Genomic DNA, 15,666 nt, shown 5'->3' with positions numbered 1-15,666 from the left:
CCTCGAGGCCCCCGGTCGCGGAGGACACCCGGCCCGGGTGCCCCGGCGGTCAGAGGGCGAGCGAGCCGCGGAGCCCGGCGAGGCGCTCCCGCCCGACGGCGAGGTCGGCCAGGAGCCGGTCCCTCTGATCGAGCAGGGCCTGCGCCCGCTCCAGGGCGTCCGCCTCGCCGGTGACGTCCTTCTCGGAGAAGGCCACCGGCAGGGTCGTGACTGCGGCGAACGTGCGGCGCACCTTCTCCGGGTCGCTCGTGGTGAAGCCGATCGGGACGGCGCCCTCGGTCATCCCGAGGATGAGGGCGTGGATCCGGTCGCTGACGACCGCGGCGCAGTCGCGGTAGAGCTCGCGCACCCGCTCCTCGTGGTCGGCGTGCGAGACGGAGGCGTCCCAGCCCAGGACCGTGCCGTCCAGGTCGCGGGCGAGCTCGGCGCAGCGCTGCTCGTCCTCCTGCATCTGATCGACGACGACGATGCGGGCGTCGAGCGAGCGGGCGAGTGCGCGCACCGTCCCGAGCCAGACTCCGGTGGGGGCCGGGCGATCGCCCCTCAGCGCGACGGCGATCGTACGGCGCTGATCCGCAGGGCGGAACCGCTCGGGCGCGCTGCCCAGCGCGAAGGCCCAGTCCGGAGCGACGGTCCCGATGCCCAGGTCGGACCGGCTGTCCGGGTCGCGCCAGCTGGTCGTCCCGGTCAGGGAGAGCATGCGTCGGAACCACCGGCGGGGGAGAGCTCCCTGGTCCCGCCGCAGCGCGATGCCGAGGGCGACGGGACGGCCGCCGCCGAGGCGCGAGCGGGTCAGCAGCGCCGTCTGCCAGGCGGAGTTGACGAGGAAGCGGCGATCGAGGACCCATTCGCCCGCGTTCAGCGCGAAGCCCATGCGGGAGCCGCGCGGGCCGACGGCGAGGGCGGCGCGGAGCCAGCTCGAGCGGGAGTGGTAGACGACGTCCTCCGCGGACAGGCCCAGTCCCGAGATGTACGCGGAGTGGGTGCCGGCGTAGACGTGCAGCTGTCCCTGGTCGCGCAGTGCATCGAGGTACGCCCGGCGGAGCACCGAGTCGCCCAGGTTCTCCTTCTGGCCGCTCGGATTGACGAAGATGCGGGTGTTCATGAGGTCCCTCTTGTTCGGCGGGCACGAGCGACGGGGGCGTCGACCGCGAGGTGGTAGGCGCGGGCGTAGGACGCGCCGACGGCGCTCCAGTCGCGTCCCGCGAGGACGGGTCCCGACGCGGGGAGATCGGCGGTCGCGCGGACGGCGGCGAGCAGGTCGTCGCGGTCGATCCCGCCGTCGAACATGCGTACCCACTCCTGCCCGACCTCGTCGGCGAGCAGGACGTTCGCCGGGGTGCGCGGCACGAGGACGGGGCGGCCGAGCGACAGCGCGACCAGCAGGATGCCCGAGTTGTGCATCTCGGTGTACGGGAGGATCACCAGCTGCGACGAGGTCATCTCGGCGACCATCTCCTCGTCCGGCACGAAGCCGAAGCGCGTCGCGACACGGGCGTCGAGAGCGGCGGCCCGCGCGATCCGCTCGGCGAGGGCCGCGGGCGCCTTGCCGACGACGCCGAGGACGAGCTCCGGATCGTCCAGCTCCCGGAAGACCTCGACCAGGCGCTCGACGTTCTTGTAGGGCTCGATGCGGCCGAAGTACAGCAGTCGTCCCGGCTGCACCGGAGCGCTGTGCTCGAGCGGGAGCACGTCCCGGTAGTGGCCGTGGGGGATGAGGACGGAGCGTGCACCGCGCGGCACCGGCGTCACCCCCGTCAGGGTCACGAAGAGGTCCGTGCGGCGCTCGAGAGCGGACAGGAGCGCCGTCTCGATGCGACCGCCGGGGGCGTGCGGCTCGAGGTTGTGCAGAGTGCGGACGATCTTTCCCCGGGAAAGCGACAAGCGAGCGAGAAAGAGCGCGAACAATGCCGTCCGTGCCGCGGCTATCGGCTTCGATCTCCCTCTCATCAGGAATTCCGGCCAGTGGACGTGGAACACGTCCCATCCGCCGATCAACGCCTTTCTCCAGGAGAAGAAGGAGAAGTCGATCTCTTCGGGAGCGAAGCGCGTCACCTGGTCGACGAATCGCGTGGTTCCGTCCGGCGGAGCGACGGAGAGGAGGACTCGGACGGTATTCCTCTTCGGGGCCGGATCGGTCACGCGTGATTCCCTTTCAATGTGTTCAGGATATGAAGTCCCCTTTGGGAATCCGATGATTGTCGGTCGGACGAACGGGTGTCATGCCACCGTCCTGCACTGTCTGTAATACTCGACGAACCGAGGTGAAGGCTAATCGATCGGACTCACGAGCGAGGTGAACGATTCTCGCCCCCATGACCCCCCAACGGGTAGCCGAACCAGTCTCGGACCCGAATTGCCCGGTGTTACCGTCAAGTGATCCGTCTGGAGAGCATCGCCCCGTGAAAGCACTGTATCTATCCGGCGCTCCGCGCCTGTCGACCAAGCCCTCCACCGAGAGTCTGGGCCCGCGCTCGCACATCCTCGGCGTGATCAACGGCCTGGAGCAGAGCGGAGTCGAGGTCGAGCGCTTCATCGTGGGGGACACCATGCCGGAGGCGGTGCACGGTCAGGGGTCCGAGAGCCGCATGTCCGGCTCGCGCCTGTCCATCGTGGCGACCGACGTCTTCCGGCTGGTCTCCCGGGTGCGCTCGCGCTTCCAGCTGAAGCGCCGGGTCTCCGGGTCGACCGCCGTCTTCGCCTACGAGCGTTACGCGCTCTTCCAGGAGCTCGGCTCCCTCGCCCGTCGCCTCACCGGGGCCGTCTGGGTCCTGGAGGTCAACGCCCTCCTCGCCGTCGAGGCGACCAGCGAGCGGCGGGCGACCACCAGCCGCGTTCTCGCCGAGTGGATGGAGGGACGCACGCTCCGCCGCGCCGACCTGATCGTCGCCGTCACGGACGCCCTCGCCGACCAGCTCACCGCCCGGTACGGCATCCCCCGGCAGCGCATCCTCGTCGTCGCCAACGGCGTCGACCACACCGTGCACCGCCCCGCAGAGATCGTGGACGGGACCCGCACCCCGCGGATCGGGTTCCTCGGCACGCTCTACCCGTGGCAGAACGTCTCCTCGCTGATCGAGCTGCTCGCCTCGGAGGACCTGGGCGAGGTCCACCTCGAGATCGCCGGCGACGGACCGGTCCGCGCCGACCTGGAGAGGCAGGTCCGCGAGCTCGGCCTCGCGGATCGCGTCACCTTCCGCGGACGGGTGCACCCCGACGACGTCCCCGCCTTCCTCGCCGGCGTCGACCTCTGCTTCGCCGGCCATTCCAGCGCCAACGGCAGCTACTTCTCCCCGCTGAAGCTCTGGGAGTACCTCGCCGCGGGCAAGCCTGTGGTCGCGAGCCGGCACGACGTGACGGCGGGCCTCCAGCGCGAGGGCTACCCCGTCGTCTGCTACGACTCGGCGGGAGAGAAGGACCTGCGCAGCGTCCTCACCGAGAGCGTCCGCTCGCTGCCGGAGCTCTCCCGGGTCGCGGCCGACCGCCAGCGCGACGTCTGGGCCGAGCACTCGTGGGCCCGCCGCGTCGAGACCATCGTCACCTCCGTGAAGGAGACCGCATGACAGCCGCTGCGCGCACCGCGCTCCCCTTCGACCTCGGTCATGTGGACGCCCGGACCGCTCCGGAGATGATCGCCGAGATCCTCGCCGGCGAGCACCGGGGCCGCATCATCGGGAACCTGAACCTGCACGGGCTCTACATGGCGCAGACCGATGAGCACTTCCGCCGGTTCTGCGAGCAGGCCGACACGGTGCTGATCGACGGCTGGCCGATCCTGGCGCTCGCCCGAGGAACGGCGGTCGACTCGCCTCTGACGCCTCAGCACCGCATCGGCAGCACCGACTGGCTGTTCCCGCTGATCGAGAACGACGAGCCTCTGGTGGTGGTCGCCGTGGGCGGCACGCCGGAGTCGTCGGCCGCAGCGGCGGAGGCGGTCGCCGCCCGCACCTCCCGGATGACCTGGCTCGCGTACGACGGATTCGACCAGCAGTGGCACGGCGCCGGCGAGGAGCGGCCGCTCGCCGAGTCGCTCGCCCGCGCCGACCTCGTCCTGGTCGGGATGGGCATGCCCCGTCAGGAGCGCTGGATCCTGGAGAACCGGGAGCTCGCCCCGCGAGCGGCGTTCGCGAACGTCGGCGGCTGCCTCGACTACATCGCCGGCACCCAGGCGCTCGCCCCGCGGTGGATGGGCGCCCTGGGCGTGGAGTGGCTGTTCCGTCTGGCCCGCGATCCGCGCCGCCTCGCGGCCCGCTATCTCCTCGAGCCGCTGCAGCTGCTCCGCATCGTCCTGTCCGGTCGTTTCCGCGCGAAGCGGACCCCCGGCCCGTGCGACGCTCCGCGGCCCTCGGGCCGGGTGTCGACCGGAGTCGGTCCGCGCTGATCCGAGCCGGCGGGCCGCGTCAGGCCTGAGCGGAGTACTTCTTCTCGGTGGCGGCCTTCGCGGGGCGCCACCAGTCCTCGTTGGCGCGGTACCAGTCGATGGTGGCGGCGAGTCCTGCGTCGAAGTCGGTGTAGCGGGGGCGCCAGTCGAGTTCGGTGCGCAGGCGGGTGGAGTCGATGGCGTAGCGGAGGTCGTGTCCGGCGCGGTCGGTGACGTGGTCGAAGGCGTCCTCGGGCTGTCCGAAGGCGGTGAGGATGCGGGTGACGACGTCGAGGTTGCTCTTCTCGCCGTCGGCGCCGATGAGGTAGGTCTCGCCGATCTCGCCGCGGTCGATGATGGCCCAGACGCCGGTGTTGTGGTCGTCGACGTGGATCCAGTCGCGGACGTTGGCGCCGGTGCCGTAGAGCTTGGGGCGGATGCCGTCGATGGCGTTGGTGATCTGGCGGGGGATGAACTTCTCGACGTGCTGGTAGGGGCCGTAGTTGTTGGAGCAGTTGGAGATCGTGGCGCGCACGCCGAAGGAGCGCACCCAGGCGCGCACGAGCAGGTCGCTGGCGGCCTTGGTCGAGGAGTAGGGGCTGGAGGGGTTGTAGGGGGTGCGCTCGGTGAAGCGCGCAGGGTCGTCGAGCTCGAGGTCGCCGTAGACCTCGTCCGTCGAGATGTGGTGGTACCGCACGTCGTGCGCGCGCACCGCCTGGAGGAGCGCGAAGGTGCCGATGACGTTCGTCGCGAGGAAGGGCGTCGGGTCGTGCAGCGAGTTGTCGTTGTGCGACTCCGCAGCGAAGTGCACCACGAGATCCGCATCGGCGACCAGCCGGTCCACGAGCTCGGCGTCGGCGACGTCGCCCTCGACCAGCCGCACGCGGTCGGCGACGGGGGCGAGGGAGTCGCGGCTGCCCGCGTAGGTGAGCTTGTCGAGCACGGTGATCCGCGCGTCGGGACGCTCGCGCAGGGTCAGGTGGACGAAGTTGCTGCCGATGAAGCCGGCACCGCCGGTGACGAGGATCCGCACGGGGTTCTCCTGGAGGTCGGGGAGGTCGGGGAGGCCGGGCTCAGCGGCCCGCGTTCACGCCTTCGAGTCTGAGAAGGCGGTGGAGGTAGGCGCCGTAGCCGCTCTTGACCAGCGGTGCGGCGAGCTCGGCGAGGCGGGTGTCGTCGATCCAGGAGTTGCGCCAGGCGATCTCCTCGATGCAGCCGATCTTGAACCCCTGCCGCTGCTCGATCACGCGCACGAACTCCGTCGCCTCGATCATCGAGTCGAAGGTCCCGGTGTCGAGCCAGGCCGTTCCCCGGTCGAGCACCTGGACGTTCAGCCGCCCCGCCTCGAGGTAGCGCTCGTTGATCGTCGAGATCTCGAGCTCGCCGCGGGCCGAGGGCGTGATCGTCCTCGCGATAGCCACGACGTCGTTGTCGTAGAAGTAGAGGCCGGGCACGGCGTAGTTGCTGCGCGGCTGCTCGGGCTTCTCCTCGATGGAGACGGCTCGGAAGTGCTCGTCGAACTCGACGACTCCGTAGGCGCGCGGGTCGGCGACCTGGTAGGCGAAGATGACGGCGCCCTCGATCGTGGTGTTCGCCGCGAGGGCGGTGCCCAGGGCGGTGCCGTGGAAGATGTTGTCGCCCAGGACCAGGGCGACGGACTCGTCGCCGATGAACTCCTCACCGATCAGGAACGCCTGCGCGAGCCCGTCGGGGGACGGCTGCACGGCGTACTCGATCCGCATGCCCAGGCTCGACCCGTCGCCCAGCAGGGCGCGGAACTGGTCGTTGTACTCGGGCGTCGTGATCACGAGGACCTCGTCGATCCCGGCCATCATCAGCGTCGACAGCGGGTAGTAGATCATCGGCTTGTCGTAGATCGGCATCAGCTGCTTCGAGATGCCCTTGGTGATCGGCCACAGGCGCGACCCCGATCCGCCTGCGAGGACGATGCCCCTCATGAGGCGACCGCCCGGGCCGCCGCGATGGGACGGAGGAGCGGCAGGCTCCCCGATCGGCGAGGAGCGGACGAGTCGGCGCGGAGTCGGATGTGCAGCACGGTCGCAACGCTACACAAGGCGATCGGTCCTCGAGAGGAGCCGACGCCCCGGAGGCGCGAAAGAGCGCAGCGGGCCACTCTTCTGACGGAACGCGCCATTGCTGCGGACCGTCCTGGGCCCGCGAATAGCCTTCGAGCGCTGTGCTCCCGTCCGTCATTCTCGACGCGAGGCGGCCCGAACCAGTGAGGAGGCGGTCCCGATCAGTCCGCGATCCGCCGGTGTCAGATCCGCCGGTGCACGATCCGCCGGTGCATCGTCTGCCCGACACGCGCGCGCGTGCGCTTCGCGCCGGCGCACAGTCAGAACGAACCCGTGCTGCACACCGCGCCCGCCGTCCCGATGACGGCCGGGTCTCCCCGGGCCGTCCCGCTTCCCGCCGCGGTCCTCCTCTGTCATGCGCTCGTCGCGGCGGCGGCCGACCGGGTGGGCGTGCGAGTGCTCTTCGTCAAAGGTCCGACGGCGCAGCTGCAAGGTCTGCGCTCCCCGAGGATCTCGTCCGACACGGACGTCCTCGTCCCCGAGGAGAGCCTGTCAGCCCTGGTCGCCGAGCTCAGCAGCAGGGGATGGCTCGTCCGCCCCGAGGATCCTGACAAGGCCTTCCTGCAGCCGCATTCCATCACGCTGTACAGCCCGAGCTGGCCCTGCGACATCGACCTGCACTTCCGGTTCCCCGGGATGGAGGAGGAGTGGGGCGCGGTGTTCGACCGTCTGTGGTCGCGACGCACGAGGGTCGATGTCGCGCACCGGGCGATCACCGTGCCGTCGTCCGGGGACCACCTCGGGATCCTCCTGCTGAACGAGCTCCGCTCGCGGTCCGACGGCTCCGCCCAGCTCGACGAGATCCGGGACCTCGCAGTGGAGCGCCCGCACGAGCTGCTGGACTTCGCGCTCGGGACGGGAGCCGTCGGTCCGCTCCGCCAGGTGCTCGAGCTGCTCCCTGAGAGCCAGGGCGTCGTCTATCCGCGCCTCTCGCGGAACTGGCGGTGGCACACCCGTACGAGCTCGGATTCGGCTCGGCGCATCATCGCCGTACTTCAGGCTCCGTGGCGGGAGAAGCCGCGGCTGGTCCTCCACTCCGTGTTCGCCCCGCTCGAGGTCGTGCGCATCACCGACCTCCGCGCCGACGCTTCACTGCGGTCGCTCGCCGTCAAGAACCTCCAGCGATGGTCCCGAGCGCTCACGCACCTGTGCGGGTCGCTGCGAGAAGTCGTCCACTACTTCCTCGCTCCACCGCGCCGCTGAGCGCGCACTGATCGGAAAGGCCACCATGCGCATCCTGTTCCTCGCGGACGACCTGCTCTTCCCCACCACCAACGGCGGACGCGTCGAGCTGCTCGGAGAGATCCGGTGCCTGGTCGAGGCGGGCCACGAGCTCGACCTGGTGGTCTTCCACCGGGAGCCCGTCGACTCCGCTGTCCGAGACCTGCATACGGCACTGGTTCCAGGTGCCGTGCTCGTTCCGCGTGGCGGGCTCGGTCACACGAGTCTCCGCCGGCCTTCACAGCCCTACCAGCTCGCATCGCGTCGTGCTCCGCGCCCCGTCCCGGAGTACCACCCCGATGTCATCGTGGCCTCCCACGAGTGGACTCTGCGCGCCGCCCGCACCTGGAGCCGGCGCACCGGGGCACCGGTCCTCCTCCGAAGCCACAACGACGAGAAGGCGTTCCTCCGGTCCCTCGCCCGCCACGCAGGAGGCGGACACGCTCTCTATCTCCGGGCCGAGGCGGCCCGCCTCGGCCTCTCCGTCCGCGCCGGCCTGCTCCACGCCGTCGCCGCGGTCGGAGTCATCTCGCCGGAGGACTCCGGCGCCTACCGTCGGTTCCGCGGCCCTGTGGAGTACCTGCCTCCGGTCTTCGACGACGCGCGGCTTCCGGTGGGCCCCACGGTCGTTGCAGAGGACCGAGTCGCCTTCGTGGGATCCCTCGACCAGTCGCACACCGAGACGGGGCTGCGCTGGTTCATCGCGGAGGTCCTCCCTCGGATCCGCCGGATCCGCCCCGACGTCCGGCTCCTGGTCGCGGGCCGCCGAGCCTCCGGCTCCCTCGCTTCCTTCCTCCGCGAGACTCCCGGAGTCGATTTCGCCGGGGAGGTCGATGATCCCGGCCCGTTCTACGCCGCGAGGGTGTTCGTCAATCCGATCTTCTCGGGCAGTGGAGTGAACATGAAGATGGGAGCACCGGGTGCGGCCGGCCAGCCGGTCGTGTCGACACGCCACGGGGTTCGCGGCCTCGGGTCCTTCGAGTCGGCCGCGCTCGTGGCCGACACCCCGGAGGAGTTCGCTCGGGCGTGCTCCCTGCTCCTGTCCGATGACGACGAGTGGGCGGATCGGTCGGCGCGGATGCGGCGGGCGGCCTCTGCGCACTCTCCTGCTCGAGTGGGCGAGGCCTGGACGCAGCTGCTCGAACGCGTCGCGGGCTGAACCGCCTCACGCGGAGCTGCGCTCGAGGAGCCCGTGCTCGAGGAGCTCGGCCAGGAAGCGCTCGACGTCCCCGGCGATCTGCTCGCTCGCGACGCGGTAGGCGTCTGCCAGCGCGTCGACGACGAGCTCGGTCGTGCAGTGGCGCGGGTCCGCCGCCGCGACCACCGACCAGATCGAGGCGGCTGTGTCGCTCAGCACCAGCGGCTCGGCGGCGCCGACGATGAGAAGCGCCACCACGGCGTCCTCCGTCCGGACCCATGCGGCGTCGTCGGAGATCCGCCATGACCAGGGCATGGTCGGAGTCACCGCCAGGGGGCGGCGCGCCGCCCGGACGGCTCGCTCGGGGTGCGCGGCGGGTCGAGGCGATGAAGGGCGAGCGGCGGCGTGACCGCACGAGCACGGCTTCTGTCGGCAGTGCCGGCGACGAGCGGACCCTCGGATCCGGTCACGGCGAAGAAGCAGAGCACCAGCGGCAGCCAGGTGCACCAGGCCAGCAGGTCGACCGTGTCGATCCGCAGCGGCGTCTCCGCGATCGAGATGCCGATCAGGGTCAGCAGGAAGTACGACACCGTGCGCATCGGGCGTCCGATCGGGAGCATCAGGACGCGAGCGACAGCCAGTCCGAACAGGACGGCGAAGAGCACGGCGGCGACGAGACCCGAGGTCGTCATCAGAGTCACGAACTCGTTGTGACCGTGATAGGAGGGAGCGCCGAGGGCCGTGGCGATGGCACCGCCGATCCCGTAGACATCGAGCCCGCTGCCGAACAGGAGCGCCGTCGGAGACCCCCAGTGCTCCCTGGAGTAGATCCAGATCTGGCCCCGTGCGGTGAAGGCCAGTGGATCGGTCGTGAGGATCGGGAGGGCCACGACCACCGACGTGATCGCCACGGCACCGAGGACGGTGAGGATCCGGAGGACCCGGCCCTTCCGCGCGGCCAGCAGGACGAGCACGACGGCGGTGCTCACGGCGAGGCCTGCCCAGGAGGTGCGGCTCGCGGTCAGCAGGAGCGCCCACAGACCCACGGCGAACGAGGCGAGGCCGAGAAGCCTCCGCTTGAAGAGGAGCATCAGAGGCATGGTCGAGCTCAGGACCATGCCGAGGATGTTCCCCTGCGGGTAGATGCCGCCGAGCGTCCTGTCGCCGATCAGCGCCTTCTCGTTGAGGGTGGCGTAGCTCTCGGACATCCACCCGGTGCCGGAGGGGATGAGCGCGAGGCTGGCGACGGCGACGAGCAGCCCGACGGCGCCGATGATCCCGAGGTCTTCGAAGCGCGGCTGCACGCTCCATCCGACGACGAGCAGGACGGCGATCGCGTAGTAGGAGAAGCGGAGGCCGGACGCCTCGTTCGCGACGAAGTCGGCCACCGTGACGACCGCGAAGAAGACGAGGAAGAGGATGAGAGCTGTCAGCTGCGGGAAGCGCCGCACCTGCGCGACGTTGGCGACGACGACGCCGAGGCAGGCCAGGACGAAGGCGGCGGCGGCGACGTTCCCGGCGAGCTCGCCCGCACCTGTCGCGACCACGGTGCCGGTCGAGGTGGCGGTAGCTGCGGCCCGTCCGCCGACCAGCAGGTTCACGACGCTTCTCGAGGACCCCAGCGCAAAGGTGACGAGCGCGATCACGAGGACCTGGCCACGCCGTCTCCGTCGATCTCTCGCCTCGGCGAGGTCCGCGGGAGCAGCGGCACCGAGCGTTGCGGGTCCGCGTCCGGTGGGCGGGACGGTCCGGGCGGTCACGATCGATCGTCTCCTTCGGATCCAGCCGAGAGGCGCCTCCCGTGCAGCGGAGGCGGCATCCGGCTTCGAGCGTCCGCCGTCCGCACTGCGGCGAGTGTAGGCGCGCTGCGGTGCCCTGAGACGGTCGGTGGCGCGTTCTGTGCGTCGGACGTGCGCGATCGGTCGCGAGGCGGCTGCGGCCTCCTACGCTGGGCGGGCTTCCTCGTCGAGGAGGCGCTCGCCGTGCGGTCCCGCGGCCGGGCCGGCGCCCTCCGGCCGGCATGCCGCCGAGCGCGCGACCATGCGTTCCCGGGCCGATCAGACGACAGAACGAGGAGATCCCGTGCCGATCCTGCCCTTCATGCGCCATGCGGCGAGCGCCGCTGCGAAGCGCGCGCGCTTCGCCCTCTGGCGGGCCACCGGCGCGGTGCGGTCGTCGCCGCTCACGGGCACCGCGCCGGTGGCCGTGTCCCTCACCTCGTTCGGGCCGCGCATCCCGGACGTCGACCTCGTCATCGAGTCGATCGGCTCCGGCTACACCCGCCCGCGCAGGCTCGTGCTGTGGCTGAGCGAGTCCGACCTGTCACGCCCCCTGCCCCGTCGGCTGCTCCGCCTGCAGCGGCGAGGACTCGAGATCGCCGCCTGCCCCGACTACCGCTCCCACAAGAAGTACTACCCCTATGCCGTGGAGGCCGAGCGGATCGAGCTCCCGCTGGTCACGGCCGACGACGACGTCCACTACGGGCGCGACTGGCTGGCGGGGCTCGTCCGGGTCAGCGCGGCCCATCCTGACGACGTCGTGGCCTACCGGTCGAAGGAGATGACGTTCGACCGCGAGGGCCGGGTGCGGCCCTATGATTCGTGGCCGATGAGAGCGTCGACCGAGGCGTCCTCCCGAGTCTTCAACACGGGAGTCGCGGGCGTCCTCTATCCCGTGGCGGTCCTCGAGGAGGCGCGGCGGCACGGCACCGCCTTCATGGACCACTGCCCCGACGGCGACGACCTGTGGCTGCACCGGTGCACCCTCCGCGCCGGAGCGGTCTCCCGGCAGGTCCGAGCTCGTGCGCTCGACGTGCCGGGGATCCCCGGCGCTCAGCGGGTCTCGCTCATGTCGGCGAACATCGAGCAGGGCGGCAACGACCGGCAGCTCAGGGCGACCTACTCCGACGCCGACCTGGCCGCGATCCGGGACGATCCCCGTGCCTGACGCGGAACAAGGACACCGGGGGGACCGACCGCGCCGCGACGCCCGCTCCCGCCCGGGCGCGCAGACCCATGAGAGCCGCGCGGTGGCCGGTGCGAAGTGGACGGCGTTCTCGGTGATCGGCGGGAGCCTCGGCCAGATCCTGCAGATCTTCGTCCTCGCCCGGATCCTCGGTCAGGAGGAGTTCGGCCTGGTCGCCATGATCACCATCCTCAACTCCCTGCTCGACGTCTTCATCGGCCTCGGCCTGACGAACGCGCTGATCGTGCGCCGCTCGGTGACGTCGTCCGAGCTGTCCTCGGTGCACTGGTTGAACGTCGGGTTCTCTGCTCTCGTCGTGCTGATCGTCGCGGGCGCGAGCCCGGCCGTCGCCGCGTTCTTCCACGCCCCGGGGGCCTGGCCCCTGCTCGTGATCGGCTCCTCCGCGTTCCTCATCACCTCCTGGGGACAGGCGGCACGGGCCATGCTCGAGAAGCGTCTGCTGTTCAAGCCGCTCGGGGTCGCCGACGTGCTCTTCGCCGCCCTGCTCCTCTCGGTGTCGCTCGTTCTGGCACTGGCCGGTGCGGGCGCGGCGAGCGCCGCCTGGGCGGTCGTCGTCGCCTCCGCCGGGCGGACCGCGGTCTTCCTCGTGGCGGGACGACGCTACTTCCGCCTCCGCCGGCGGTTCCGGTGGTCCGATACCCGCAGATTCCTGAGCTTCGGCGTGCTCCAGTCCCTCGACGGAGTCCTCAACTACATCGGCAACACCCTCAGCTCCATCTCGACCGGCCGGTTCGTCAGCACCGCCGCTCTGGGCGGCTACAACCTGGCCTTCAACGTCGGCGTGAGCATCCCCGGGCGGATCAATCCGATCATCACGCGGGTCCTCTTCCCCTACTTCGCACTGATCCAGGACGATCTCGGCCGCATCCGGCAGAACTATCTGCGCATGGTCACCCTCTGCGGTCTGGCGAGCATCCCGCTGCTCGTCGGTGTCGCACTCACCGCGGAGGACGTCATGGTCCTCGTCTTCGGGCGCACCTGGGCCGGGTACGGCGAAGTCCTGGCCCTGCTCGCGGTCGTCGGAATGCTCCGAGCACTGGGGAACCCGCTCGGATCGCTGCTGCAGGCGACGGACAACGTCCGGCTCGGCCTCGCCTTCAATCTCGTCCGGACCACTGTCAACATCCCCCTGGTCATCGTGTCCACGATGACCGGGGGAGTCCTCGGCGCGGCCTGGTCGATGGTCGCCATGGGCGCGATGAGCTACGTGATCGGATTCCTCTGCTTGCGCCGCATCACGCGCGCCACCCTCCGCGAGTACCTCGCCTCGACGCTCTCGCCGTTCCTCCACTCGGTGCCGCTCGCGCTCGCCGTGGTGGCGGTCGGACTGCTCCTGCAGTCGTCGCCGACCGTGCTCCGCTTCGCCGCGCAGGTCGTGGCCGCAGTGCTCGCGCTCCTGATCACCCTCGTCCTCTCGCGCGACGCCACCGTCGTCCTGCTGGTGGGCACGGCGAGGGCGCGGTCGTCCCGCGCGCCTGCTCGCACGGTCGCCGTGCTGCTTCCCGTCGAGGAGCGGTTCGACGGGACCGGGGGCGCCGTCGCGAGCTGGGTCCGCAACGCCTACCGCCCCCTCTCGTCCACCCTCTCCGTCGAGGTGTTCTGCCCGGCGGCCTCCCCGGACTTCGCCTCAGGGGTGCCCCTCGCACCGCTGCGCTCGTACTCCGCTCTGGACCGGCTTCTGCGCGGGGCGAGCCGCGCGGCGGGCGCTCTGACGCGGCGGAATCCCCACGGCGTCCTGCGCCTCCTCACGCTCCAGGGCGTCGTCTGGGTCTGGTGGTGCTCGCCCTCCCTCGCGCGCGCGGACGTGGTCCACATCCACAACCGTCCCGGCTACGCGGTCCAGCTGCGACGGTCCGGGTACGCCGGCCGGATCGTCCTGCACATGCACAACGACGCGGTCGACTCGGTGGAGAGCTGGGTCCGCCGCGGCTTCGGCGCTCGCCGCGGAGTCGATGAAGTCCTCCGCTCGGTCGACGACTGGGCCTTCTGCAGCGGGTACCTGAGGCGCAGGGCGGTCGACCTGCTCGGTCTACCCGGGGACCGGTCGAGCGTCCTCTACAACGGAGCCACCGTGGTGGCGGGGGCCCGGTCGGATCGTAGGCGTCCCGAGGTGGTCTCGGCGCTGTTCGCCGGGCGCCTGATCGCCGAGAAGGGAGTGGTGGAAGCTGTGCGCGTGTGCGGTGCAGCCAATCGGATCGCCCCGACGACCCTCGACGTCTACGGCGGCAAAGCGACGGGGAGCTCGACCGGGGACTCTCCGTACATCCGGCGGGTCCGCGAGGAGGCGCGGCGCGTGAACGAGGAGTGCGGCGTCGAGCGGGTGCGCGTCCACGGCTTCGTGACCCCCCATGTCCTGCTCGAGGAGATGGCACGAGCGGACGTCCTGCTCTACCCCTGTCGGTGGGAGGAGCCGTTCGGCATGGTGCTGGTCGACGCGATGTCGGTCGGGACGCCGGTCGTCGCTCCCGCCCGGGGCGGCATCCCCGAGATCATCGATGACGGGCTGGACGGTCGCCTGCTGCCACCCGATGCCGATGATCAGGAGTTCGCCGAGGCGATCGTGGGGTTGGCGCTGTCGGACCGCTATCCCGCGATGGCGCGTCGAGCTGTCGAGAAGGCGTCGACGCTGTTCTCCTGGGACTCCATCGCGGAGGAGCTGCAGCGGGTGCTGCGCGCCGATGGACCGGTACTCACAGGTGACCGGCGATGACGCGCTCGAGCGACAGCATCGCCGTGTACGACCGTGCGCGCACCGTGCACCTGGAGCGCTTCGCCCACCTCGGAGTCCGGCTGGTCTTCCGCGCCCGCAACTACGACTTCGACGAAGCCGTCGCAGGTCGGGCCTCGTACCGTCGGCTCGGACGCGTCCGGACCGCGGTGCACCTCCTCCGCACCCCGTACAGGACCGTGGAACTGAACGAGCCGTTCCAGCTGAACGCCTGGCCGGGACTCCTCCTGCACCTCGCCGCGATCCGGACCTCCGACGCGCTGCGCCGCAGGCACACCGTCGTGAGCGCGTACGCCATCGGCAACGACGATCTCGCTGCGAACATCGCGGGCTACACCCGCCTCCCTCTGTCCGTGTGCCGCCCGATCGCGGCCGCGATGATGCGGCTGCTCGTCGGCGGCTACGACCGCATCGCGTTCGGCATCCCCGCCGCGGAGCAGGTCTATCGTCGGCTGGCCGGCGCCGCTCTCGACGGCGTGAGGACCCGGCTCTTCGGCGCTCTGGCTCCGGCCTGCACCGAGCATCCGCTTCCTCCGACCCGACAGCGGCGGCTCGTCTTCCTCGGCTCCCTCGAGGCCCGCAAAGGCGTCGAGCACCTCCTCAGAGCCTGGCCGGCGATCGCCGACGGCGCCGACGGCGCCAGCATCCTCGGCAAAGGCGAGCTGGCTCCACGCGTGTCCGACCTCGCCGAGTCCGACGACAGGGTCGAGTTCCTCGAGGACCCGCCGGGGGAGACGATCCATGCGCGGCTGGCGGAGGCCTCCGTGCTGGTGCTCTTCTCGCAGCGCACCCCGCGGTGGCGCGAGCAGGTGGGCCTCCCGATCCTCGAAGGGCTGTCGCACGGGTGCACCGTCGTCGCGTCCACCGAGACGGGTATCGCCGACTGGCTGCGCGCACGCGGGCACACGGTCCTCGATGCCGACGCCGATCCGGCAGCACTCGCACACGCGATCCGCGCCGCTCTCGAGCGGCCTCTGCCCGTGTCGCAGGTGCTCGCTTCGCTGCCGGCTCAGGACACCCGGTTGGACGCTGCCGCCTGGATGATCCAGCACTGAGCTCCGCGCCGGGCGCTCCGGGATGGTCGGCGCGCGGAAGCGCAGGCCCGTCTTCCGGACTCACCCGGGACGGACCCGGATGT

The 15,666-nt window shown here is 70.9% G+C and carries 13 protein-coding genes; 7 read left to right on the top strand and 6 right to left on the bottom strand.

Translation table 11 applies throughout. The features are described 5' to 3' along the window. Nucleotides 1–49 precede the first annotated feature (49 nt). Together C5D44_RS03540 and C5D44_RS03535 are read right to left on the bottom strand one after the other, a co-directional pair. Nucleotides 50–1,105, bottom strand: coding sequence for a polysaccharide pyruvyl transferase family protein (locus tag C5D44_RS03540; protein WP_104280857.1), 1,056 nt, complete (start codon nucleotides 1,103–1,105; stop codon nucleotides 50–52). Continuing rightward, a complete protein-coding gene (locus tag C5D44_RS03535) occupies nucleotides 1,102–1,884 on the bottom strand; it encodes a glycosyltransferase (protein ID WP_181109936.1) in 783 nt (260 codons plus the stop codon). Before C5D44_RS03535 ends, C5D44_RS03540 begins: the two co-directional genes overlap by 4 nt. A 518-nt stretch (nucleotides 1,885–2,402) precedes the next feature. Here C5D44_RS03535 and C5D44_RS03530 point away from each other — a divergent pair. Beyond that, the gene (locus C5D44_RS03530; RefSeq protein ID WP_181118437.1) at nucleotides 2,403–3,563 is read left to right on the top strand and encodes a glycosyltransferase; all 1,161 of its coding nucleotides are present in this window, start codon (nucleotides 2,403–2,405) and stop codon (nucleotides 3,561–3,563) included. Then, on the top strand, nucleotides 3,560–4,381 hold the full coding sequence (locus tag C5D44_RS03525; protein WP_104280855.1) for a WecB/TagA/CpsF family glycosyltransferase: 822 nt from the start codon (nucleotides 3,560–3,562) through the stop codon (nucleotides 4,379–4,381). Before C5D44_RS03530 ends, C5D44_RS03525 begins: the two co-directional genes overlap by 4 nt. A gap of 19 nt (nucleotides 4,382–4,400) precedes the next feature. Here the strand turns inward: C5D44_RS03525 and rfbB are convergent, their stop codons facing one another. Together rfbB and rfbA are read right to left on the bottom strand one after the other, a co-directional pair. Beyond that, the gene (rfbB, locus tag C5D44_RS03520) at nucleotides 4,401–5,393 is read right to left on the bottom strand and encodes a dTDP-glucose 4,6-dehydratase (protein ID WP_104277110.1); all 993 of its coding nucleotides are present in this window, start codon (nucleotides 5,391–5,393) and stop codon (nucleotides 4,401–4,403) included. A 40-nt stretch (nucleotides 5,394–5,433) separates the two neighbouring features. Further along, nucleotides 5,434–6,318, bottom strand: a complete 885-nt coding sequence (gene rfbA, locus C5D44_RS03515) for a glucose-1-phosphate thymidylyltransferase RfbA (protein ID WP_104277111.1) — start codon at nucleotides 6,316–6,318, stop codon at nucleotides 5,434–5,436. 411 nt (nucleotides 6,319–6,729) lie between these two features. Between rfbA and C5D44_RS03510 the strand changes: the two genes are divergently transcribed. Both C5D44_RS03510 and C5D44_RS03505 read left to right on the top strand, forming a co-directional pair. After that, nucleotides 6,730–7,659 (top strand): nucleotidyltransferase family protein, encoded by a 930-nt coding sequence (locus C5D44_RS03510; RefSeq protein WP_104355547.1) that lies wholly within the window; start codon nucleotides 6,730–6,732, stop codon nucleotides 7,657–7,659. A gap of 25 nt (nucleotides 7,660–7,684) precedes the next feature. Next, nucleotides 7,685–8,836, top strand: a complete 1,152-nt coding sequence (locus tag C5D44_RS03505; RefSeq protein ID WP_104280854.1) for a glycosyltransferase — start codon at nucleotides 7,685–7,687, stop codon at nucleotides 8,834–8,836. Between the two features lie 6 nt (nucleotides 8,837–8,842). Here the strand turns inward: C5D44_RS03505 and C5D44_RS17875 are convergent, their stop codons facing one another. Continuing rightward, nucleotides 8,843–9,130 (bottom strand): PqqD family protein, encoded by a 288-nt coding sequence (locus C5D44_RS17875; RefSeq protein ID WP_181109942.1) that lies wholly within the window; start codon nucleotides 9,128–9,130, stop codon nucleotides 8,843–8,845. A gap of 8 nt (nucleotides 9,131–9,138) precedes the next feature. Continuing rightward, a complete protein-coding gene (locus C5D44_RS17870) occupies nucleotides 9,139–10,575 on the bottom strand; it encodes an O-antigen ligase (RefSeq protein ID WP_181118436.1) in 1,437 nt (478 codons plus the stop codon). A 322-nt stretch (nucleotides 10,576–10,897) separates the two neighbouring features. Here C5D44_RS17870 and C5D44_RS17595 point away from each other — a divergent pair, with 322 nt between their 5' ends. The 3 genes from C5D44_RS17595 to C5D44_RS03490 all read left to right on the top strand — a co-directional run bounded on the left by C5D44_RS17595 (nucleotide 10,898) and on the right by C5D44_RS03490 (nucleotide 15,583). Then, on the top strand, nucleotides 10,898–11,761 hold the full coding sequence (locus tag C5D44_RS17595; RefSeq protein ID WP_146087966.1) for a hypothetical protein: 864 nt from the start codon (nucleotides 10,898–10,900) through the stop codon (nucleotides 11,759–11,761). Between the two features lie 82 nt (nucleotides 11,762–11,843). Beyond that, the gene (locus C5D44_RS03495; RefSeq protein WP_146087965.1) at nucleotides 11,844–14,510 is read left to right on the top strand and encodes an MOP flippase family protein; all 2,667 of its coding nucleotides are present in this window, start codon (nucleotides 11,844–11,846) and stop codon (nucleotides 14,508–14,510) included. After that, entirely contained in the window at nucleotides 14,507–15,583 is a 1,077-nt protein-coding gene (locus C5D44_RS03490; RefSeq protein ID WP_104280852.1) for a glycosyltransferase family 4 protein, read from the top strand. Before C5D44_RS03495 ends, C5D44_RS03490 begins: the two co-directional genes overlap by 4 nt. Nucleotides 15,584–15,666: the final 83 nt, after the last annotated feature.

This window comes from Rathayibacter sp. AY1B5 (assembly GCF_002932795.1).
In the GTDB taxonomy this organism is placed as follows: Bacteria; Actinomycetota; Actinomycetes; order Actinomycetales; family Microbacteriaceae; genus Rathayibacter.
Note: the sequence above shows the minus strand (reverse complement) of the source record. Positions and strands in the feature narration are given on the sequence as shown.

Bases quoted from the DNA above. Each gene is read 5' to 3' on its own strand.
- C5D44_RS03540 (WP_104280857.1), bottom strand. From the start codon at position 1,105: ATGAACACCCGCATCTTCGTCAATCCGAGCGGCCAGAAGGAGAACCTG.
- C5D44_RS03525 (WP_104280855.1), top strand. From the start codon at position 3,560: ATGACAGCCGCTGCGCGCACCGCGCTCCCCTTCGACCTCGGTCATGTG.
- rfbA (WP_104277111.1), bottom strand. From the start codon at position 6,318: ATGAGGGGCATCGTCCTCGCAGGCGGATCGGGGTCGCGCCTGTGGCCG.
- C5D44_RS03505 (WP_104280854.1), top strand. From the start codon at position 7,685: ATGCGCATCCTGTTCCTCGCGGACGACCTGCTCTTCCCCACCACCAAC.
- C5D44_RS17875 (WP_181109942.1), bottom strand. From the start codon at position 9,130: ATGCCCTGGTCATGGCGGATCTCCGACGACGCCGCATGGGTCCGGACG.
- C5D44_RS03490 (WP_104280852.1), top strand. From the start codon at position 14,507: ATGACGCGCTCGAGCGACAGCATCGCCGTGTACGACCGTGCGCGCACC.